The following is a 19,926-nucleotide window of genomic DNA, read 5'->3' on the forward strand; positions in this document are numbered from 1 at the left end:
GAAGCTGAGATAGCGGTCCAGCACGTTGCCCAGGCGGCCGCTGAGCGGGCCGGTCCGCGGCTCCTCGAAGCACCCCTCCAGCTCGTCGGCGGCGCTGCGCAGCGCCGCCTCGTACAACTGCTGCTTGCCGCCGGGGAAGTAGCGGTAGACGAGCGGGCGGGAGGCCCCGGCGGCCGAGGCGACATCGTCCAGCGACACGTCCTCCGGCGCGCGGTGGGCGAACAGGCCGAGCGCGGCGGTGATCAGTTCGGCGCGCCGCGCCTCGACACTGAGCCTGCGGTACGCCCCGCGGCGCGCGGTGGCCGGGGGCGCCGCGGTCGCCCGGTCCGCGTCCGCCGGGGCGGTGCCACTGGTCGTCGTCATGCCTGGCAGCGTAACCGCACTCGGGCAGGTGGCGAGGGGCGGCCCGGTGCCGGAGAGGGCTACAGCAGCCCGCTGCTCTGCCACAGTTTGCGGCCCACGCCGCGCAGCACCCCGACGTCGTCGAGGAATTCGGTCAGCCGCCGGGCGCCGCCGCGCATCACCTCGCGGCGGTGGCCGCTCGCCCGCACCTGGGCCACGGCCGCCCGCCGGTCGAGGCCGACGTCCGTGTACACCTGGGGGTTGACGAAGGCGAGCGAGAACACCCGGGCGAACTCGCCCGAGCCGACGCGGGTCACCTCCTTCTCCCAGCGCGGCGCCCGCGCCATCTGGCGGCGCAGCTCCTCCCGGGCGTACCGCACATGGCGCGCCTCCTCCACCACATGGATCCGGGTCACGCCGCGCACCAGCGGCTGGACGCGCTCATCGGGGAACGTCAGCCGCTGCATCCAGTCCAGCACCTCCTCGCCGAGCAGGGTGGCGGTGAACGAACCGGGCGTGGTGGAGAACGTCTTGAAGAACCGGCCCAGGTTCTGGTGGAGCCGGGCGACCGGATACGCGGGGGTGCCGCCCTTGGCGATCAGTCGCGCGAACATCTGGGAGTGGCGGCACTCGTCGGCGATTTCGGTGAGCGCGTAGCGGACATGGGCGCTGGTCGGGGACTTGTCGTAGATGTGCCGGGTGAGCAGCTGGATCAGGATGATCTCGAACCAGATGCCGAGCGAGGCCAGCGCCGCCGCCTCGTGCCGCGCCAGCAGCATCCGCTGCTCCTCGGACATCCGCCGCCACATCGGGGTGCCGTAGAGGGAGACCAGCTCCGGCGGCCAGAACCACTTGTCCGGCTCGAGCGGCGCGTCCCAGTCCAGCTCGGTGTCGGGATCGAACGAGTGCCGGGCGGAGGCCCGCAGCAGCCGCTCCGCCACCCGTTCCCGGTCCTTGAGGAGCCCGAGCGCGTCCCGGGGCGCGGTTGATTCGGTCGCGGTCGTCATGGCTGGAGGCACCTCGTCGAAGTGGTCGCGGCTGGACATCCCTTATGAGACTCTGTGTCAGCAAGCCCGTCAATCCCCTGCGGACCGGTTGTTGACCCCGTACGACGGCCGTGTGAGCCTGCCGCTCGCGGGGGAGCGCAGCGAGGCGAAGGAGACGCCGTGTCGACGCAGGAGCTCTACGCCATGGATCCCGGCGACCCGATGTGGCAGGTGCCCGCCGCCGGCGCCGCCCGGTTCAGCTGGGAGTACGACGACCACCGGGCCCGGCTGCTCGCCCTGTACCAGAAGGGCAAGGACAAGCAGTGGGACGCGGTCAAGCGGATCGACTGGGACCTGGAAGTCGACCCGTACGACCCGCTCGGCACCCCCGACGAGGCCCTGGCCCTCTACGGCACGCCCCACTGGGACCGGATGTCCGAACGGGAGCGGGCCGAGGCGCGCCGCCACGCCGCCTCCTGGCAGTTCAGCCAGTTCCTGCACGGCGAACAGGGCGCGATGGTGTGCGCCGCCCGCATCGTCGAATCGGCGCCCGACCTCGACGCCAAGTTCTACTCCGCCACCCAGACCATGGACGAGGCCCGCCACGCCGAGCTGTACGGCCGCTTCCTGCACGAGAAGGTCGGCATGGTCTACCCGATCAACGACAACCTCCAGGCGCTGCTCGGCGACACCCTCCGCGACTCCCGCTGGGACATGGCCTACCTGGGCATGCAGGTCCTCATCGAGGGCCTGGCCCTCGCCGCGTTCGGCCTCATCCGCGACACCACCGACAAGCCCCTGCCGAAGCAGCTCCTCGCGTACGTCATGCAGGACGAGGCCCGCCACGTCGCGTTCGGCAGGATGGCGCTGCGCGACTACTACCGCGACCTGACCGATGCGGAGCTGCGCGAGCGCGAGGAGTTCGTCATCGAGGGCTGCTACCTCATGCGCGACCGGCTGCGCGGCGTCGAGGTCCTGGAGAACCTGGGCATCCCGAAGGCCGAGGCCGAGGAGTACGCCGAGCGCTCCCCGTACCTCCACATGTTCCGCAAGCTGCTCTTCAGCCGCATCGTGCCGTGCGTGAAGGACATCGGCCTGTGGGGCGAACGCCTGCAGCGCGCCTACGTCGACATGGGCGTCCTGGAGCTCGGCGACAGCAACCTGGACCTGCTGATGAACCAGGACGAGGAGGTGGCGCAGCGCCTGGACGCCGAGCGCTTCGCCGCCGAGGAGGCCGCCCGGACCGGCGAGGTCGAGGCGGCCATCGCGCAGGGCGCGACCGGCGACTGAGGCGGCTGGGGCGTCTGGACTCAGATGTCCGCCGGTGAGGCCGGGCGGATGGCTTCGGCGGCCGCCGAGGCGAATCCGGCGAGGGTGCGCGGACAGCGCCAGTGGGCCTCCAGCTCGGACAGCGGCAGTTCGTCCCCGTCCGGGCCGGGCCACTGGTGGAGTTCGTCCCAGGACACGTCCTCGCTGCCCGGGTCCCCGAACAGCTCGAGAGCCGTGGGGAAGGCCTCCAACGGCCCGATGCCCAGCCCCTGGTCGCTCGGGTGGCCCGCATGGTCACAGGGGGCTCCGGCCCCGTCCGCCGCGACGGCGCGCAGCGCGGCGGCGGCCCGGTCCGCGACACCGGGGGCCGAATGCCACATCACATGGCCGTACATGAGCACCAGGCCGAGGGCCGGAAACGCCACTTCGGGAGAGCCGGCGCCGTGCGTGGCGCGGGCCTCTTCGAGCCGGTCCGCGCAACGCGTCACCACCGCGTCGATCTCTTCCTCATCGCCCAGGTAGTAGCCCTGGTAGATGGAATCCCAGTCGTCGATCAGATCCCGCACGTCATCATTCATGATCGCTGCGACGCGTTGTCGGTGCGGTGTGGTTCCCTCGGTGAACGAGCACGCCGAGCACGCCGAGCACGAGCACGCCGAGCACGAGCACGCCGAGCGCGAGCGTGAGCCGTCCCGCCGGAGAGGAACCGCCCCATGGTCACCCGCCACGCCGCCGCCTTCCGCCGTCTCCACGACGGCCGCACCGGATTCCTGATGCCGAACGCCTGGGACGCCGGGAGCGCGATCGTGCTGGCCGAGGCGGGGTTCGAGGCGCTGGCGACGACCAGCGCCGGGATCGCGTTCTCCCTGGGCCGGCCCGACCACACCATCCCGGAGGGCGGCAAGGCGGTCTCCCGGTCCGAGATGTTCGACCGCGTCCGCCAGATCACAGCGGCCGTGGACCTGCCCGTCAACGGCGACCTGGAGGACGGGTACGGGGCGGAGCCCGAGGCGGTCGCCGAGACCGTCCGGCTGGCCGTCGACGCGGGCCTCGCGGGCGGCAACATCGAGGACTTCGCGGACGGGCGGCTGTACGACGAGGAGCTGGCCGTCGCCCGGATCGCCGCCGCCCGCGAGGCCGCGGACGCGGGCGGCGGCTTCGTGCTCACCGCCCGCACCGACGGCCTGATGCTGCGCTCCCCGGCCCCGCTCGCCGACGCGATCCGGCGCGCCAACCGGTACCGGGAGGCGGGCGCGGACTGCCTCTACGTACCGGGCGTCAACGACCTCGCGAGCATCACCACCCTGGTGGCCGAGGTCGACGGCCCGCTCAACGTGGTCATGGGCCTCGGCGCCACCAGCCTCACCGCCGACGCCCTGCGCTCCGCCGGCGTCGCCCGCCTCAGCCTCGGCGGCAGCATCGCGCGCGCCGCGCTGGGCTTCGTACGGGACAGCGCCCGGGAGCTGCTGGAGCGCGGGACGCTGACGTTCGCCGACGCCCAGATCCCGCAGGGCGAGCTGAACGAGCTGTTCGCCCGCGACCGCCTCGGCTGACTCACAACCGCTGCTGCTCCTCCACCCACCGCAGGAAGGCGATCTGCCGGGACATGAGGGTGACCAGCTCGTACGCGGTGTGCGAGGCGGCCACGGAGGTGATGTCGGCGTGGTCGTACGCCGGGGCCACCTCCACCAGATCGGCGGAGACCAGATGGCAGTCGGCCAGCCCGCGCACGATCTCCAGCAGCTCCCGCGAGGTGAGCCCGCCCGCCTCGGGGGTGCCGGTGCCGGGGGCGTGCGCGGGGTCCAGGACGTCGATGTCCACCGAGATGTACAGCGGCCGCTTGCCGATCCGCTCCTTGAGCTGCTGCACCACCTCGTCCACCCCGCGCCGCATCACATCGGCCGAGGTGACGATGCCGAAGCCCAGCTTGGTGTCCTCGTCCAGGTCCTCCTTGCTGTACAGCGGGCCTCGGGTGCCGACGTGCGAGAGGGCGGCGGTGTCGAGAATGCCCTCCTCGACCGCGCGGCGGAACGGTGTGCCGTGGGTGTACTCCGCGCCGAAGTACGTGTCCCAGGTGTCCAGATGCGCGTCGAAGTGCAGCAGCGCCACCGGGCCGTGCCGACGGGCCACCGCGCGCAGGACCGGCAGCGCGATGGTGTGATCGCCGCCCAGCGTCATCAGCTGCGCGCCCGTGGCCAGCAACTCCTCCGCGCCCGCCTCGATGTTCTCGACGGCCTCATGGAGGTTGTGCGGGTTGGCGGTGATGTCCCCGGCGTCCGCGACCTGGACGTAGTGGAACGGATACGCGTCCTGCGCCGGGTTGTACGGCCGCAGCTGGCGCGACGCCTCCCGGATCGCGTTCCCGCCGAACCGCGCACCCGGCCGATAGGACACCCCGGCGTCGAACGGCACCCCCACCACCGCGATATCCGCGGCCCCGACCTGATCCAGCCGCGGCACCCGCCCGAACGTCGCGGGCCCCGCGAAGCGCAGCGTGCGGTCGGTGTCCTCCGGCGGTACGGGAATGGCAGGATCGCGATGGTTCGCGCTCATGGTGGAACTGGGCCTTTCATGTGGGGGGTTGTGCAGCAGTGGTTTCCTGCATCAACCATTGAATCCCCCGAACGGGTGATTGCCCACTGCGACGTCCCCCTATAGGGAACCAAGCCCCTACCGGCCAGGCCGGTACCGCCCCGGCCCCACCACCGACCCCCAACACCCCATGCTGATAAGCGCAGTTGACGCACCAGCCGGTGGGTCTCCGGTCGGTCCCCGGATGGCGCTCGGACACCGCCCGGTACCGGAGGATGATGGTGGGGTGCGGATTCGAACGAGCACCATCGAGGAACTTCCCCATCTCCAGGACATAGAGCGCGCCGCCGGACGGTGCTTCCGGGACATCGGGATGGACGAAATCGCCGATGACGAGCCCCTGACCCTGGCGGAGCTGGGGCGTTATCAGCGCGCCGGGCGGGCCTGGGTGGCGGTGGACGGCACGGACCGGGCCATGGCCTACGTGATCACCGACCCCGTCGACGGGAACACGCACATCGAGCAGATCTCGGTGCATCCGGACAGCGCCCGCCGCGGGGTGGGCCGGGCGCTGATCGAGTACGTCGCGGCGCGGGCCGCCGCCGACGGCGTACCCGCGCTGACCCTGACCACCTTCGTGGACGTGGCGTGGAACGCCCCCTACTACGCGGCCCGCTGCGGCTTCCGGGCCCTGGCGGAGGACGAACTGACCCCCGGGCTGCGGGAGATCCGCCGCAGCGAGGCCGGGCACGGGCTGGACCGGTGGCCACGGGTGTGCATGCGCAGGGAGACTCGCTGATGGACCTCACCGCGCCGACGGACCCCGCGCCCCGGGCCACGTCCACCCAGCTGCTGGGCCTGGCCGCCGGCGCCCGCGCGCTCCTGGTCAACGCCGACGACTTCGGGATGTACCCGGCCGTGAACACCGCGGTCATCGAGGCCGTCGAGCACGGCATCGCGGCATCGTGCAGCCTGATGGTGCCGTGCCCGGCGGCGCCGCACGCGAGGGAACTGCTGCGCGAGCGGCCGCACATCCCGTTCGGGGTCCATCTGACCCTCGTCCGCGACCTGCCCCGCCTCCCCTGGGGGCCGCTGTCGCCGACGGAGCGGGTGCCGTCGCTGCTGAACGCGGCGGGGGAGCTGTACGACCACGCCGGGATACCGGAGCTGCTGGCCCGGGCCCGCCCGGCGGAGGTCGAGCGCGAGTTCCGCGCCCAGATCGAGACCGTACTGGACGCCGGGCTCGCCCCCGCCCATCTGGACTGGCACTGTCTGGCCGACGGCGGCCGCGAGGACATCCGCGACCTGACGCTCGCCCTGGCCGCCGAATACGGCCTGGCGGTACGGATCTGGCTCGACCCCGGGCGGCGCGCGCTGCGGCGGCGCGGACTGCCCGCCCTCGACCATCCGTTCCTGGACAGCTTCGCCCTCGGCCTCGACGACAAGGCGGCCCACTACGCCCGGCTGCTGCGCGACCTGCCGCCCGGGCTCAGCGAATGGGCCGTACACCCGGGGCTGGACGACCCGCACGCCCGGGCGGCCGACCCCGGCGGCTGGCGGGTCCGCAGCACCGACCACGCGTTCCTGACCTCACCGCAGGCCCGCGACATCCTCCGTGAGGAGGGCATCGCCGTGGTCGACTACCGGGCGCTCCAGCGGATCTGGGTGACCTGAGACGGTGGGCCCGCACAGCTCGTCCACGGCCCGCCGCAGCGCCCGTATCCGCGCCGTCTCACCGCCCCGCCGCCACACCAGGCCGAGCATCGAGTCCGGCAGCCCCGCCACCGGGACGGTCGTGATGTCGCGGCGGCCGTGGTATGCGGCGGTCGGCGCGCACAGCAGCATCCCGCCCCGGCCCGCCGCGACCGCCGTCAGCCCCTCCTGGAGGGTGCGCACCCGCGGGCCGCGGGGGATCGGGCGGCCGCCGGGGGTGACGGGCGGGGCCATGAACTCCCGCCAGTAGCGGGGCGCGGGCTCGGACGGGGCGACGAGCGGGCAGTCGGCCAGCTCCTCGGCATCCAGCGCGCCCTGGTCCCGCCGCCCGGACCCGGCGAGCCGGTCCCGCCGCCCGGGCCCCGTGAGCCGGTCCCGCCGCCCGGACCCGGCGAGCCGGTGCCCGGCGCGGACCACCAGCGTCTGCGGCTGCCGGGAGAACACCGGACCGAGGACCAGGTCCGGTTCCCCGACCGGCAGACAGACGATCGCCGCGTCCACCACACCGTCCCGCACCGCGCCGAACGGATCCGCCATCGGGATCTCCACGGTCTCCGGTTCGCAGCCCGGATGCCGCTCCCGGAAGGCCGACAGCGCGGCCATCACCCGCTCGTCGGCGGCCCCTTGGAAGCCGACCCGCAGCACCCCCGTGAGACCGCGCGCCGCGCCCCGGGCCCCCTCGACCGCCCCGTACAGCGCGGCGTACGCGGGCCGGAGTTCGGCCAGGAACCGCTCACCCAGCGGGGTCAGCCGCACCCGTCGGCTGGTGCGGTCCAGCAGCCGGGCGCCGATCCGCCCCTCCAGGGCGCGCAGCAACTGGCTGACCCTGCTCTGCGACACATACAGCCGCTCCGCCGCGCGGCCGAAGTGCAACTCCTCGCTGAGCGCGAGAAAACACTCCAGCTCGCGGATCTCCAGCCCCGCCATCGGCCCCTTCCTTCCCGTTCCTTCCTGTTCCTCCCAGTCGGCCGCTCCACCGATCCATGAGTCCCGCTCATAGAAGACTGAAGACTTCGGCGTTGTTCCCGGCCGGGCGCGGCGGTTCATTTGAGTCATGTCGAATACCACGCCCACTACCACGGAACTCACCGCTCCGGCAGGCGCATCCGGGTCAGCCGCCCCCGCGCACTCGCCGCTCAGAGCCTGGCTCGCCGTCGTCGCCGTGGCGTTCGGCACCTTCTCCGTCGTCACCACCGAGATGCTCCCCGTCGGCCTGCTCACCTCCGTCGGCTCCGCGCTGGGCGTCTCGCCCGGTACGGCGGGCCTGGCCATGACCGTGCCCGGCCTGGTCGCCGCCGTGGCGGCGCCCCTGCTGACCGTCACCGTCGGCCGCCTCGACCGGCGGCTGGTGCTGTGTGGCCTGATGGTGCTCCTCGCGGCGGCCAACCTGGCCTCCGCCCTCGCGCCCGGCTTCGCCGTGCTGCTGCTGGCCCGGGTGCTGGTCGGGGTGTGCATCGGCGGGGTGTGGTCCCTGGCCGCGGGGCTCGCCGTACGGCTCGTACCGGAGAAGTCCGCGGGCCCCGCCACCTCGCTGATCTTCAGCGGGATCGCTGTCGCCTCCGTCCTCGGCGTCCCGGTCGGGACGTTCATCGGCGACCTGGTCCACTGGCGCGCCGCGTTCGCCGGGATGGGCGCGCTCGCCCTGGCGATCGCCGCGGCCCTCGCCGTCACCCTGCCGCCGCTGCCCGCCACCGAGACCATCCGGCTGCGCGAGGTGCCGGGGCTGTTCCGCAACCGCCGGCTACGGGTCGCGCTGATCACCACGCTGCTGCTGGTCACCGGCCACTTCGGCGCGTACACCTACGTCCGCCCGGTGCTGGAGGACGTCTCGGGCGTACGGGCGGGGCTGATCAGCACCCTGCTGCTGGCGTACGGCGTGGCGGGCATCGCCGGGAACTTCCTGGCGGGCGCCACCGCCCACCGCGCCCCGCGCCGCACCCTCATGGTCATCTTCGCTGCGCTGGCCACCGCGGTCCTGCTCGTCCCCGTAGCGGGCGGCACCCTCGGCGGGGCGGTCACGCTGCTGGTGCTGTGGGGGCTGGCGTACGGCGGGGTGTCGGTGACCTCGCAGACCTGGGTGCTGCACGCGGCGCCGGACGCGCGGGAGGCCGCCTCGGCGCTGTTCGTCGGCGTCTTCAACATCGCGATATCGCTCGGCGCGCTGCTCGGCGGCCGGGCGGCGGACGGGATCGCGCTCGTCGGCGTCATGTGGTTCGGCGGAGCGCTCGCGGTCCTGGCGCTGGTGCATGTGGCGATCTTCGGAAGGCGGTAGCCGCGCGCCGTGAGACCCTGAAACCAGGGGGCTCGTCTTCGGGAGTGCCGATGGCAGTGAGCATGCACGTGGTCTGGAGCAAGGCCGAGCCGGGGCGCGTCATCTACGAGACGCACTCGATCGAAACGATCACCGACGGCAAGGGTGTCCACGCGACGGTCGACAGCCACACCTACGAGATCTCCGTCCGCAGCCGCGCGGAGGCGGAGTCGATCGCGGACGCGGAGGGATACGAGCTGTTCCGCAAGGGCGAGGCGTGGGAGAGCCTGCCCGAGGAATGAGAGCGGGAGCAGCACCGCCGGGGGGCGATGCGCGTTGTGCCCGTCCAGCCGGGCCCGTGTTCCGGGACCCGGCCGGACCTATCGACTCGGTCCTCAGCCGTGGCTCAGCAGCAGGTCCACGTCCCGGGCCTCCGGGGTGTCGCCGCCGACCGTGACCGGCCGGGTGGCCGGGGCGTAACCGCTGGCGACGACCGTGTAGTGCTCACCGGTCAGCCCCTCGAAGCCGAAGGCCCCGTCCGCGCCCGTGATGGACTGCCCGACGACATCGCCGGAGGCGTCCAGCAGCGCCACGCGGGCGTCCTCAAGAGGCCGTCCGCCCTGGTCACGTACGGTGCCCCGGACCCGGGCGGCGGGCCGTAGCGACACATCGACCCGCACCGGCTCACCTGCGGTCAGGTCGACCTGGGTGGCGTGCGGCCGGTGTCCGTCGGCGCTGAGCGTCAGCGCGTACGTGCCGGAGGCCAGCTCCGGAAGCGCGAACTCACCCTTCTCGTCGGCCGTCGCCGAGCCCGCCACCTCGCCGTCCGCACCGGTCGCGGTGGCGGTGGCCCCGGCCAGCGGCCCGCCGCCCTCGGCCCGGACGGACCCGGTCAGCCCGCCGCCTCCGGCGAGCCGCAGGTCGCACAGGACGGGGACGTCCGTCACCAGCAGCGTGGCGGCCTGCGGCCGGTGGCCGGGGGCCGAGCCGATGAGGACGACGCTCGCACTGCCGGGCGCGGTCACGGTGTAGCCGCCGTCGCGCCCGCTGACCGTACGGCCGAGCTGGCGGCCGCCGGTGTCGATCAGGGTGACGGCGGCGTCGGCCAGCGGGGCGCCGTCGGCGCCGAGGACCCGGCCGTGGATGACGCTGCCGGTAAGGGCGGGAACGTCCTCCTCTGGGGCGACGTCCTCCGCGACGTGTTTTTCAGGGACACGCTCCTTCGGCACGGAAACGCTCGCGGCCGGCGCGGACGACACACTCCCCGAGGAGACCCGGCGCCGCGCGGGCAGACAGAAGGCGATGAACAGGCCGACCACCGAGGCCGCGCACGCCACCATGAACGACATCTGGAAGCCGTCCTTGCTCGGCAGCGCGACCCCGCCGAAGTCCGTCGTCTGGTGCGCCAGGATCACCCCCACCACCGCGCTGGAGGTGGACATGCCGATGGACCGCATCAGGGTGTTCAGACCGTTCGCCGCGCCCGTCTCACGGGCCGGTACGGCGCTGACGATCAGGGTCGGCATGGCCGAGTACGCGATGCCGATGCCGATGCCGAGCGCGGTGGAGAGCACCACGATCTGCCAGATGTGGTCGATCATCACCAGCCCGGCGCCGTACGTCGCGCCGATCACGATGATGCCGCTGATCAGCGAGACCTTGGGGCCGCGGGCGGCGTTGATGCGCGCGGACAGCGGCGATACCAGCATCATCGCCACGCCCATCGGGGCGAAGTACAGCCCCGCCATGACCATCGACTGACCCAGCCCGTAGCCGGTGGCCTCCGGCAGCTGCAGCAGCTGCGGCAGGATCAGCGACATCGCGTAGAACGAGAAGCCGACCATGATCGAGGCGAGGTTCGTCAGCAGCACCTGGCGCCGCGCAGTGGTCCGCAGGTCGACCAGCGGTTCGGCGGTGCGCAGCTCGAACAGTCCCCACAGGAGCAGGATCACCACGGCCGCGCCGAACAGCCCGAGCGTCGTACCGCTCGCCCAGCCCCAGTCGCCGCCCTTGGTGATGGGCAGCAGCAGACACACCAGCCCGGCCGTCAGCCCGACCGCGCCGGCCAGGTCGAAGCGGCTGGGAGTGCGTACGGCCGACTCCGGAACGACGGCGAGCACCAACGCGATCGATATCGCGCCCAGCCCGGCGGCCCCATAGAACAGCACGTGCCAGCTGGTGTGCTGCGCGACGAACGCGGCGGCCGGCAGCCCCAGCGCACCGCCGATGCCGAGCGATGAGCTCATCAGGGCCATCGCCGAGCCCAGCTTCTCCGGCGGCAGCTCGTCCCGCATGATGCTGATGCCGAGCGGAATGGCGCCCATCGCCCCGCCCTGGATGGCCCGGCCGACCACCATCACCACCAGGTCGGAGGTGACGGCGCAGGTCAGCGAGCCGACGACGAGCAGCGCCAGCGCGACGATCAGCATCCGGCGCTTGCCGAACATGTCCCCGAGCCGCCCCATGACGGGCGTCGAGACGGCCCCCGCGAGCAGGGTCGCGGTGACCACCCAGGACGCGTTCGAGCTGGTGGTGTGCAGCAGCTGCGGCAGCTCGCTCACGAGCGGGACGACCAGCGTCTGCATCACCGATACGGCGATGCCGCAGAACGCGAGCACCGCCACGAAACCGCCACCGACCTCGCGCTGCGGGAGCGACGTGCCGGGCGGCGCGGCGCTCAAGGGCTCCTCGACACGGGGTGGGGCTGACTGGGCCATGCGGATGCGGCCTCCAAGCGGTACAACTGGGATGAGTAGGAGATGTGCATCCTACACATGATGTGTATCGTGCACACTTCTGGTGCATGGCGCGGGGGCGACGAGGAGGAAGCGTGCTGGAGCGGCTGGAACGCGAGCTGATGCTGGTCGCCAGGTGTCACGTGCTGACACCCCGGGACCGCAAGGCGTCCGGTGGCGAGTCGTGCGCCGACCGCCTGGACCGCTCGGCCTACCTCCTCCTCACCCGCCTGGACACGGAGGGCGCGATGTCGATCGGCCAGCTCGCCGACGCGTTCCAGCTCGACGTCTCGACCGTCAACCGCCAGACCGGCGCCCTGCTCCGCGGCGGCCTGGTCGAGCGCATCCCCGACCCCGACGGCGGCCTCGCCCGCAAGCTCCGCGTCACCGACCTGGGCACCGAATGCCTCACCGCCGAACGCGACCGCCGCCGCACCAGCCTGGCCCGGCTGCTCGAGGACTGGACCCCGGAGGACCTGTCCCGCTTCGGCGAGGTCCTGACCCGCTTCAACCGCGAGGTCGAAGCCCAGGACGGCCGCCCGTGGCCCCGCGAGGAGACGGAATCCCCGGCCGAGGGCAAGCGTTGACCTGAACACGGACCCACCCGAGGAGGACCCACCATGCCCACTCACCCCCACACCGGCTCGGGCTCCGGCCACCGTGTGGACGTGACTCGCGGCACGCAGCACGTCAAGGTCACCATCGACGGCCAGGTCGTCGCCGAGACGGACCGCCCGCTGCTGCTCCACGAGACCGGCCTGCCGGTGCGCTACTACCTCCCGCCGGAGGACGTGGACCTGACCCTGTTCGAGCCCACCGACACCCGCACCACCTGCCCCTTCAAGGGCGAGGCGGCGTACTGGACGTACATCGGCCCGGACAGCGGCGCCGAACTGCGCCCCGATGTGGTGTGGGCGTACCCGCAGCCGATCGACGCCGTGGCCGAGATCAAGAACCACCTCTGCTTCTACGACACGACCGCCAAGGTCGAGGTCTCCTGACCCTCCGGGAGCAGGACCCCATCACCCCATCAGTGGCCTTCCCCTGACCCCCCAGGGGGAACGGCTGACGCGTGCACCTCCACGCGTACTCCTGGCTGGGCGAGAAGGAGCTGTTCGACCACGAGATCCTCCGCCGCCTCCCCGACCGCCCCACGCCCCCGGTCACGGCGGAGGACGAGGAGCACTACCGCGCCCTCCTGGACACCTTCCGCCGCTCCGAGCTGCCGCCCATGGAGACGGCGTACTGGCTCCTCAAAACCCCCACCCTCATCCGCGCCACCTTCCACGAACCCAAGGACGCCGCCACCTGGCTGGGCCGGCAGCTCACCGAACACGCGCCGGGCTTCCTCTCCCGCCAGGAAGCCGACACCGCCCGCCTCTCCCACCTGGTGGCCACCGCCGCAGACCGCCTGACCCAAGGCGGCGACGTCTCCCTGGGCTTCTACGTGGGCCGCACGTCCTTCCTCTCTCTCGCCGTGGTGACGTGCAGCCCCAACGCCTCGGCCTCGGACCTGCCGTGCCCCCAACAACGCGGCGACACAGCCCACGGCTGAGTGCCGCACGGGGGCAGCTGCAGGACCTGGTGGTCAGCCCACAGGCTCCGCGATCCGCGCCTCGTCTCCCACCAGCTCGCGCAACTTGGCACGCGTCTCGGCGTCCGTGGAGTAGATCACCGTGCCTACCATCCCCCGGGTGAGCAGCACCTTGTAGGTGTTGCGAATCAGCCCTGCCACCACATCGTCCGGGGTGGACTTCTTGAACACCGGGTCCTTGGATTTCGTACGGTCAACAACCCAGTGGTCACCACGCCACACGAAGTCCGGCCCCAGGATGACGCCGCTCCAGTCGTACTCGAAGCCTTGTGCCGTATAGACGCAGCCGACCTGGCCGAACCCGGCCGGGTCCGTGGCCCACAGCGCGGCCGGAGGCGCTCCCGCCACCGCACGTTCCCCGTAGACATTCCATGGCCGAGCCCAGTCCCCGATGACGACATCTGTGGGGAGTGGCTGGCCCGGCGCGGTCTTCGTGGTCCACTTCCAGCAGTACCCGGCCGACATGCGGGCGCTGTACCCCTCGGCACGTCGGTCCTCGAGGAACTCCTCCATCTCTTGGGGGGTTTCCGCGACCGCGAGCTGCATTTTCGCGTCCGGCTCCCACTGAACCGGTCCGCCCTGCTCCAGGTCCAGCAACCGCAGCACCCACCGCAGGTAGGCGTCACTGCCCCCGCAGCGGAACTGGCTGTCGAGTGATACCACCGTGCATCGCAGGCCCTTTCGGGCCGCAGCCGCTTCGATCTCTCGCTCAGAGCCCATCTCACCGGGACGAACGATTTGGTGGTCGTCGAGCAGGAACACCGGCACCCGGGTGGCGTCGATCAGCTCGTCCACCTGCGGCTTGTCCGTGCGGTTCGCCGCCGGTGTATAGCGGTTGGCCGAAGTCAGGCGCATCCGATGCGCCTCGTCGCAGATGAGGACGTCGAAGTCGTTGCGTTCGGCGGTCATGAAGCTGTTGAAGTACTTGAAGAGGTCCTGCACTTCGCGCTTCCGGGCGCCGGCCACCTTGCGCATGGTCTTGGTGAACGACGCGGATCCGGTGGCGTGTAGCGCCGACCGGCCCTGTCGGTACAGCTCTCCCAGCAGGGACAGCGCGATGACGCTCTTTCCACTGCCCGGGCCGCCGGTGACGACGATGACTTCCTTGCTGTCGGAGCGCTGCGCGTTCCGTACGGCCTTGAGCACCAGTTCATACGCCAGCTTCTGCTCACTCAGCAGTTGGAATTGTTCCCGATCGCGGACCTCGGCCGCGGCCACCCGGATGAGCTGGGTCGACGGCTTGGCTGCCGCGTTCCGGAGCGCGTCGGCGGCGAGAGCGCCGGATTCCGCCGCCAGGTGATTCCGGAGAAACTCGATGAACTCGCCACGCCTGTCGCCGGTGAAGAACCGTCCGCGAGGACTCTGTCCGGCGACATCCAGCCCACTGACACCGAACTCCGTCGCGTTGTGTAGATACGCGGCCCCGACGATCCGATGCTCGTGTCCGTCCAGGGTCCCGTTGAACTGTGCGAGGTAGTCGCAGTAGCCCCGCACCTGCTCGATCGGGTTGAGCACCGGCCTGTTGTGCATTCCGGCGACATGGCAGAGGTTGGGGGAGTCCTCATCGGGATAGGCCTCGGTCCACTGCTTGAGCTCGATGACCACGTAGGAGGGTTCACCGGTCTTCGGATGCACCCCGGCGAGTATCACGTCAGCCCGCTTGCTGGTGAGCGGCAGCGTGTACTCGATCATCATCTCCACGTCATCCAGCCCCGCTTCCAGGAGCGCGCTCACCAGGGCGGGGATGGAGTGCTTCCACGAGCGGACCTCGGCCTCGGAGGGGTTGTAGCCGTGCATGTGGACGAAGCGGTCCGTCAAGTGGAAGTACAGCGCTTCGGAGTGCATCTCGGCAGCGACCGAGGCGACGGATTCGCGGATCAGCAAGGAAGGCCCCCAGGCAGCACGCAGTGGCTGGCGCGGGTGGGGGCATGTCCTGTGATCCCCACACGGGCGGTGCCCGAGAGGAGCGGAAGCCCGGCGGGCCGCGTGAATTTCGGTCTCAACTCTAGCTCGGTCATTCGTGGTGCTTTCGGTCCTTCGGGCGAGGAGCGATACATCGTCGACGTACCGCTCCTCGCCACGGCCGGTGGCCTCACCTGCGCCGCCACCACGGCCTCAGGAAGTGGCGGAAGGCCGTGGCCAATGCCTGAATGATCTGCGGGCGGTCGGTCGAACGACTCCCCCGGAGTGCGGAGTTGGCGATCATGCCGAGCGTGACGCAGACAACGGCGCAGCAGGTCACTGCTGCCACCGCGGTCACGCACACGGTGAGGAGAAGAGGGGAGGACAGCACGGCAATCCTTTCGGACGCATGCGTCGCCCAGCGGGACGGAACGTTTCCCCATGGCGCGGACGCAGTCATCGGGTGAGGAGATCGGGTCAGGCAGAAGTGGGGAGGGCGCGGATCGGCCGACCTACGCTGTCCCGCTGCCTGGGTGCTGTCCGAAGGGCGACAGCCGAGAACGGCGAGTCGCTGTCACGCGATGGCTGTCGCGGGGAGAAGAAGGCACGCATGTGCTCCACATCTAGGCGGGAAGGCGTGTCCAGGTCGGCCCTGGAAGCCTTGTCGTTGCCAAAAGAACGTCCGAAACGATACAGGACGTTTTCGCATATGATCAAGAATTTTCGTCAACTTGATCGAAGCGCTCGAGTAAAGGGACTCCGCCTGACTGGTTTGCTGCGATATGCGCGCTTGGGCTGACGCCTTCGTCGACGGCGCTCCCAGGATGTCATCATGCATATGATCTGACTTTTCACGCCCCCTGGGGTTGCTCGGGGGCTCGCCTGGGATGGACTGAAGTGTCGGCAAGCGCTGGGACGGATCGCGGCCTGCAACTGTTCGTTGGGACGGTCGTGCAAGCATCTGAACGGATCCGTGAGCCTGGCTTCATAGCGAACTGTGAGCGACGCTTCGCGGCCCTCCACGGCGCCCCACCCGGAAACGCCGAACGGCTCAGCTGGGAGCGCAGTTGGCCCGCGCTCCTCGACGGGCTGATGGCGGCCGGTCTGGGTGATCTCCATGTACTGCTGGAGTACGCCCTACCCGGAACAGGCGAGCGGGTTGACGCCCTCCTGCTCGGTCGCCGGGCAGGAGAAGCGAGCTTGACCGCGGTGGTAGTGGAACTGAAGCAGTGGACGCACGCTTCATGGGACACCTCCCGCCCCTTGTTCCTTGATGTGGGCGACCGGCAAGTCATACACCCGGCCCGACAAGCAGGCGGCTATGTGCACTACCTGGACAACTGGATCAGTGACTCCCTTGGCCTGACGGTACGAGGAGTCGTCGTCCTGCATAACGCGGCCCCCGATCTCGTCGTTGCGTTACACAAAGCTGTCGCCGGAGGTGCGAGCGCGCGGTATCCGATCGTGGGTCGGAAGGATTTCGATGAATCCCTGCCCGCTCGCGAAATAGCCGCACGGCTGGACTGCGCTGACCTCGAATTCGCTCCTGCCCCGCTAGTAGAAACGTTCCTCCACACCCGGCACCGCCCCAATGCGAAACTGCTGTCCCGCGTTGCCGACCACATCAACGGAAGTGACCGATTCCCCCTCATCGGTGATCAGGACACCGCTCGCCTGACCATCCTCGACGCGGTCGGCGCCGAGCAGCGGAAGGATCGCCGCCATATCGTCGTTGTTACTGGAGGGCCGGGCACGGGCAAGACCGCCATCGCCCTCCGGATGTTCGCGGAACTGGCCGGGCGACCCCATGCGAACCCCCGTCTCCTCTGTCCCTCCGCGGCCCTTTCCAAACAGCTCACCCGTGCGGCGGGTGACGCGTCGAAGGGCATGATCAAGACCTTCACCAGTGGCTTGCCCGCCGGACTTACGAACGACAGCGTCGTCCTTGTCGACGAAGTGCACCGCGCGCATACCTATCCCGGACAACGCCGATCCGAATTCCCTCTCGTCCTCGATCAACTCATCAACCGATGTGCCGTCACAGTGCTCTTCCTCGATGAGCGTCAGATCGTCCGTCCCACCGAAGGCACCACCCTGGACGAGCTACAACGCTTGGCGGCACGCGATGGCCACCGTCTCACCGCCATCGATCTGACCACCCAGTTCCGCTGCAACGGCTCTCAGGCCTATCAGCGGTGGGTCGACTCCCTCTTCAGCCGGAACGGCACGCCGCAGGCATGGACGGGCGGTGAATACGACCTGGCTGTCGCGGACAACCCGCGACAGCTCGAAGACTGGACCGCCGCCCACATCAACAGCGGTCGTAGCGCTCGCATCACGGCAGGATTCTGCTGGCCCTGGAAGTCGCCCGAGAGGCCACCTCTCCTCCCCGAGGTCAGTATCGACTGGAAGGATGATAAGGGCGAACACCTCTGGGAACGCCCGTGGAACTCCAGGGCGTCCAACACGACGGGCGACGACCAAGGCGTGCCGGCGCGGGCTTTCTGGGCTACCGACCCCGGCGGCCACCAGCAGATCGGATGCATCTACACGGCACAGGGCATGGAGTACGACTATAGCGCCGTCATTCTCGGCGACGACCTCGTACGAACCTCCTCCGGATGGCAGGCCCGCCCCGAAAGGAGTTACGACGACGCCCTGCGGAATCTACCCGCCGAGGAATACCTCACCTACGCCCTCAACACATACCGCGTACTGGCGACGCGCGGCACACACGGCACCCGCTTCTACTCCACACATCCGGAGACGCAGGAATATCTCCGTACCCTGCTGCCCGCAGCCCCGGCTGTCTGATGATGAGCAGGGCCGACTCGCTGCGAGAACCGGAGCCTGAGGTGGGCAGGGCCCGCTCAGCTCTGCCGCTTGCCCAGCTTGCCCGTCATGTCGGTGGTCTGCCCCGCCGGCGGGGCCTCCGGCTCGACCTCGGTGCCGAAGTCGGAGAACTCGATCAGCGTGCGGACCGTCATCTTCCGCGGCGCGGCGGACGTGTCCGACCGGTCCGTGGGCTTGATGCCCATGGTGATCTGCTGGCGGCGGATGCGGCCCTGGTCGTCCAGCCAGACGTCCATCGGGACGGTGGGACCGACCTGGCGCTTCAACGCGGCGGCGCCGGAGAGCTTGTCCATGTCGACGGTGACCCGGTAACGGGTGGTCTTCACACCGTCGACCGTGGCCGTGCCGACCTTCTTGGTGTTCCGGTCGGTGATGCCCTTGCCGAACGACGCGGACTGCGCGGGGTCGTTGATCTGGTTGCTGCTGCCGCTGTTCTGCTCGGCGGCCGCCTTCTCCAGATCGATCTTGATCCACGGCTTGTCGCCGGGCACCTGCGCGCGCTGCTTGGCGGGTAGCTTCTGGTAGACCACCTGGTCGACGACGCGCTGCTCGACCTTCTGGCCACCGGCGCTGATGGACATGGTGCTGTCGCCGTCCTCGAGGTCGATGGCCCCCTCACCCTGCGCGACCGCCGACTTCCCGGCGGCCGAGGTCTCCGTCCGGAGGGTCATCCGCGCCGTTTCCTCCTCGGCGGTCTTGCGGTACGCGGTACGGACCGCGGCCGTGCCTCCCTCACCACCGCTGGCCGCCGACGAGGTCTTCCCGCCTTTGCCCCCGGAGTCGCCGTCGCTCCCACACGCGGTCAGCACACCGCACGCGAGGAGCCCCACGGCACCGATCGCGCCCGCCCGCATCCCGCTGGCTAAGTGAGTCATGTCTCCAACTCCTCTCAACGACTGGGGATACCGAGTGCCCCGGAAGCGCCGGACAAGACCGCCGAATAGTCAAACCCCGCCGGAGGCGATGCCTCCGGCGGGGCTGGACGGGGCGGCGGCTCAGGAGAAGTTCACGTCGCTGCACAGGAAGTACGTCTGGTCCATGTGCGAGGCCTGCCAGATCGTGTAGACGACGTGGCGGCCGGTGTAGCCGGAGGTGCTGACGTCGATCGAGTAGTTCTGGCTGGGGCCGTACTTGCCGGTCGTGGTGACCAGTTGCAGGTCGCTCCACTTCAGCGGCTGGGTGGTGGGGTCGTAGCCCTGCCGGGTGACGTAGACCTTGAAGTAGTCGGCGCCGTGGCTTGCCTGGTCGTACAGCTTCACGGTGAAGTTCTTGCCGATGTTGGTGGTCTTCCAGGCACCGGGGGTGTCGAGGGAGTTGTAGCGGCCGCCCTCGGTGTGGCCGCCGCTGCACAGCTGCCCGTCGGGGACGGTGGCCGGAAAGTTGCCGGCGGAGCCGTTGCGGTAGAGGCCGTTCCAGTTCCACATGGCGTTGGGGTTGTCCTGCCAGGCCTGCCAGCACATGGGGTCTTTCTGGGCCATCTCCGGGTTCTGGAAGTCGCTCGCCCAGCGCTGCCAGCAGCCGTAGTTGCGGGAGGCGGGGTCGATGACCGATCCGTGCGCGCTGGCGGTGCCGGACATGGGGATCAGGCCGAGCAGCAGCGCGGCCAGGAGCCCGAGGGCGCGAGAGGCCCAGCGGCGTAAGTAGATGGTGCGTCCATGACAAATCATTGCGCGATCTTCCTCCATCGTTCGTGGGGGAGTGGGAGGGGTGGGAGCGCTCCCAATGTCGCAGGTTGCCCGACAGCAGCCC

General features: G+C 70.4%; 19 protein-coding genes. 10 read left to right on the forward strand and 9 right to left on the reverse strand.

The window, feature by feature from the left end; translation table 11 throughout:
- Both ACFZCY_RS44830 and ACFZCY_RS44835 read right to left on the reverse strand, forming a co-directional pair.
- The coding region (locus ACFZCY_RS44830) for a TetR family transcriptional regulator (protein ID WP_391187501.1) at positions 1–363 on the reverse strand (363 nt) is incomplete at its 3' end.
- A 59-nt stretch (positions 364–422) separates the two neighbouring features.
- Positions 423–1,349: a diiron oxygenase gene (locus ACFZCY_RS44835; RefSeq protein ID WP_391187503.1), complete on the reverse strand. Its 927-nt coding sequence runs from the start codon at positions 1,347–1,349 to the stop codon at positions 423–425.
- A 159-nt stretch (positions 1,350–1,508) separates the two neighbouring features.
- On the opposite strand from ACFZCY_RS44835, the gene ACFZCY_RS44840 reads away from it, so the two are divergent.
- Positions 1,509–2,618 (forward strand): diiron oxygenase, encoded by a 1,110-nt coding sequence (locus ACFZCY_RS44840; RefSeq protein WP_391187504.1) that lies wholly within the window; start codon positions 1,509–1,511, stop codon positions 2,616–2,618.
- Positions 2,619–2,638: 20 nt separating this feature from the next.
- Here ACFZCY_RS44840 and ACFZCY_RS44845 read toward each other — a convergent pair whose 3' ends face one another.
- Entirely contained in the window at positions 2,639–3,175 is a 537-nt protein-coding gene (locus ACFZCY_RS44845) for a hypothetical protein (RefSeq protein ID WP_391187506.1), read from the reverse strand.
- 135 nt (positions 3,176–3,310) lie between these two features.
- Here ACFZCY_RS44845 and ACFZCY_RS44850 point away from each other — a divergent pair, with 135 nt between their 5' ends.
- Positions 3,311–4,150, forward strand: coding sequence for an isocitrate lyase/phosphoenolpyruvate mutase family protein (locus ACFZCY_RS44850; protein ID WP_391187508.1), 840 nt, complete (start codon positions 3,311–3,313; stop codon positions 4,148–4,150).
- Position 4,151: 1 nt separating this feature from the next.
- Here the strand turns inward: ACFZCY_RS44850 and speB are convergent, their stop codons facing one another.
- Positions 4,152–5,150, reverse strand: coding sequence for an agmatinase (gene speB / locus ACFZCY_RS44855; protein ID WP_391187510.1), 999 nt, complete (start codon positions 5,148–5,150; stop codon positions 4,152–4,154).
- Positions 5,151–5,415: 265 nt separating this feature from the next.
- Between speB and ACFZCY_RS44860 the strand changes: the two genes are divergently transcribed.
- Together ACFZCY_RS44860 and ACFZCY_RS44865 are read left to right on the forward strand one after the other, a co-directional pair.
- Positions 5,416–5,928: a GNAT family N-acetyltransferase gene (locus tag ACFZCY_RS44860; RefSeq protein ID WP_391187512.1), complete on the forward strand. Its 513-nt coding sequence runs from the start codon at positions 5,416–5,418 to the stop codon at positions 5,926–5,928.
- Positions 5,928–6,803 carry a ChbG/HpnK family deacetylase gene (locus tag ACFZCY_RS44865; protein ID WP_391187514.1) on the forward strand — a complete coding sequence of 292 codons (876 nt, stop codon included), beginning with the start codon at positions 5,928–5,930 and terminating at the stop codon, positions 6,801–6,803. Before ACFZCY_RS44860 ends, ACFZCY_RS44865 begins: the two co-directional genes overlap by 1 nt.
- Here ACFZCY_RS44865 and ACFZCY_RS44870 read toward each other — a convergent pair.
- On the reverse strand, positions 6,720–7,769 hold the full coding sequence (locus ACFZCY_RS44870) for a LysR substrate-binding domain-containing protein (protein ID WP_391187516.1): 1,050 nt from the start codon (positions 7,767–7,769) through the stop codon (positions 6,720–6,722). The two genes, ACFZCY_RS44865 and ACFZCY_RS44870, sit on opposite strands and share 84 nt — an antisense overlap.
- 127 nt (positions 7,770–7,896) lie before the next feature.
- Here ACFZCY_RS44870 and ACFZCY_RS44875 point away from each other — a divergent pair, with 127 nt between their 5' ends.
- Together ACFZCY_RS44875 and ACFZCY_RS44880 are read left to right on the forward strand one after the other, a co-directional pair.
- Positions 7,897–9,114, forward strand: a complete 1,218-nt coding sequence (locus ACFZCY_RS44875; protein ID WP_391187518.1) for an MFS transporter — start codon at positions 7,897–7,899, stop codon at positions 9,112–9,114.
- Between the two features lie 50 nt (positions 9,115–9,164).
- Positions 9,165–9,395, forward strand: a complete 231-nt coding sequence (locus tag ACFZCY_RS44880) for a hypothetical protein (protein ID WP_055547806.1) — start codon at positions 9,165–9,167, stop codon at positions 9,393–9,395.
- Positions 9,396–9,488: 93 nt separating this feature from the next.
- Here ACFZCY_RS44880 and ACFZCY_RS44885 read toward each other — a convergent pair whose 3' ends face one another.
- Positions 9,489–11,810: an MFS transporter gene (locus ACFZCY_RS44885; protein WP_391187521.1), complete on the reverse strand. Its 2,322-nt coding sequence runs from the start codon at positions 11,808–11,810 to the stop codon at positions 9,489–9,491.
- A 140-nt stretch (positions 11,811–11,950) separates the two neighbouring features.
- Between ACFZCY_RS44885 and ACFZCY_RS44890 the strand changes: the two genes are divergently transcribed.
- From ACFZCY_RS44890 to ACFZCY_RS44900, 3 genes are all read left to right on the forward strand, one after another.
- A complete protein-coding gene (locus ACFZCY_RS44890) occupies positions 11,951–12,415 on the forward strand; it encodes a MarR family transcriptional regulator (RefSeq protein WP_391187546.1) in 465 nt (154 codons plus the stop codon).
- A 33-nt stretch (positions 12,416–12,448) separates the two neighbouring features.
- Positions 12,449–12,829 carry a DUF427 domain-containing protein gene (locus tag ACFZCY_RS44895; RefSeq protein WP_391187523.1) on the forward strand — a complete coding sequence of 127 codons (381 nt, stop codon included), beginning with the start codon at positions 12,449–12,451 and terminating at the stop codon, positions 12,827–12,829.
- Between the two features lie 71 nt (positions 12,830–12,900).
- Entirely contained in the window at positions 12,901–13,383 is a 483-nt protein-coding gene (locus ACFZCY_RS44900; protein ID WP_391187525.1) for a hypothetical protein, read from the forward strand.
- Positions 13,384–13,416: 33 nt separating this feature from the next.
- Here ACFZCY_RS44900 and ACFZCY_RS44905 read toward each other — a convergent pair whose 3' ends face one another.
- Positions 13,417–15,306, reverse strand: a complete 1,890-nt coding sequence (locus ACFZCY_RS44905; protein WP_391187527.1) for a DNA/RNA helicase domain-containing protein — start codon at positions 15,304–15,306, stop codon at positions 13,417–13,419.
- Between the two features lie 1,227 nt (positions 15,307–16,533).
- On the opposite strand from ACFZCY_RS44905, the gene ACFZCY_RS44910 reads away from it, so the two are divergent.
- The gene (locus ACFZCY_RS44910) at positions 16,534–18,138 is read left to right on the forward strand and encodes a DNA/RNA helicase domain-containing protein (RefSeq protein WP_391187548.1); all 1,605 of its coding nucleotides are present in this window, start codon (positions 16,534–16,536) and stop codon (positions 18,136–18,138) included.
- A 56-nt stretch (positions 18,139–18,194) separates the two neighbouring features.
- Here ACFZCY_RS44910 and ACFZCY_RS44915 read toward each other — a convergent pair whose 3' ends face one another.
- Together ACFZCY_RS44915 and ACFZCY_RS44920 are read right to left on the reverse strand one after the other, a co-directional pair.
- A complete protein-coding gene (locus ACFZCY_RS44915) occupies positions 18,195–19,052 on the reverse strand; it encodes a hypothetical protein (protein ID WP_391187528.1) in 858 nt (285 codons plus the stop codon).
- Between the two features lie 120 nt (positions 19,053–19,172).
- Positions 19,173–19,844, reverse strand: coding sequence for a lytic polysaccharide monooxygenase (locus ACFZCY_RS44920; protein ID WP_391187531.1), 672 nt, complete (start codon positions 19,842–19,844; stop codon positions 19,173–19,175).
- Between the last annotated feature and the right edge of the window lie 82 nt (positions 19,845–19,926).

This window comes from Streptomyces sp. NPDC007983, assembly GCF_042958345.1.
In the GTDB taxonomy this organism is placed as follows: domain Bacteria; phylum Actinomycetota; class Actinomycetes; order Streptomycetales; family Streptomycetaceae; genus Streptomyces.

Bases quoted from the DNA above. Each gene is read 5' to 3' on its own strand.
- ACFZCY_RS44835 (WP_391187503.1), bottom strand. From the start codon at position 1,349: ATGACGACCGCGACCGAATCAACCGCGCCCCGGGACGCGCTCGGGCTC.
- ACFZCY_RS44845 (WP_391187506.1), bottom strand. From the start codon at position 3,175: ATGAATGATGACGTGCGGGATCTGATCGACGACTGGGATTCCATCTAC.
- ACFZCY_RS44850 (WP_391187508.1), top strand. From the start codon at position 3,311: ATGGTCACCCGCCACGCCGCCGCCTTCCGCCGTCTCCACGACGGCCGC.
- speB (WP_391187510.1), bottom strand. From the start codon at position 5,150: ATGAGCGCGAACCATCGCGATCCTGCCATTCCCGTACCGCCGGAGGAC.
- ACFZCY_RS44865 (WP_391187514.1), top strand. From the start codon at position 5,928: ATGGACCTCACCGCGCCGACGGACCCCGCGCCCCGGGCCACGTCCACC.
- ACFZCY_RS44870 (WP_391187516.1), bottom strand. From the start codon at position 7,769: ATGGCGGGGCTGGAGATCCGCGAGCTGGAGTGTTTTCTCGCGCTCAGC.
- ACFZCY_RS44875 (WP_391187518.1), top strand. From the start codon at position 7,897: ATGTCGAATACCACGCCCACTACCACGGAACTCACCGCTCCGGCAGGC.
- ACFZCY_RS44880 (WP_055547806.1), top strand. From the start codon at position 9,165: ATGGCAGTGAGCATGCACGTGGTCTGGAGCAAGGCCGAGCCGGGGCGC.
- ACFZCY_RS44885 (WP_391187521.1), bottom strand. From the start codon at position 11,810: ATGGCCCAGTCAGCCCCACCCCGTGTCGAGGAGCCCTTGAGCGCCGCG.
- ACFZCY_RS44890 (WP_391187546.1), top strand. From the start codon at position 11,951: ATGCTGGTCGCCAGGTGTCACGTGCTGACACCCCGGGACCGCAAGGCG.
- ACFZCY_RS44895 (WP_391187523.1), top strand. From the start codon at position 12,449: ATGCCCACTCACCCCCACACCGGCTCGGGCTCCGGCCACCGTGTGGAC.
- ACFZCY_RS44915 (WP_391187528.1), bottom strand. From the start codon at position 19,052: ATGACTCACTTAGCCAGCGGGATGCGGGCGGGCGCGATCGGTGCCGTG.
- ACFZCY_RS44920 (WP_391187531.1), bottom strand. From the start codon at position 19,844: ATGATTTGTCATGGACGCACCATCTACTTACGCCGCTGGGCCTCTCGC.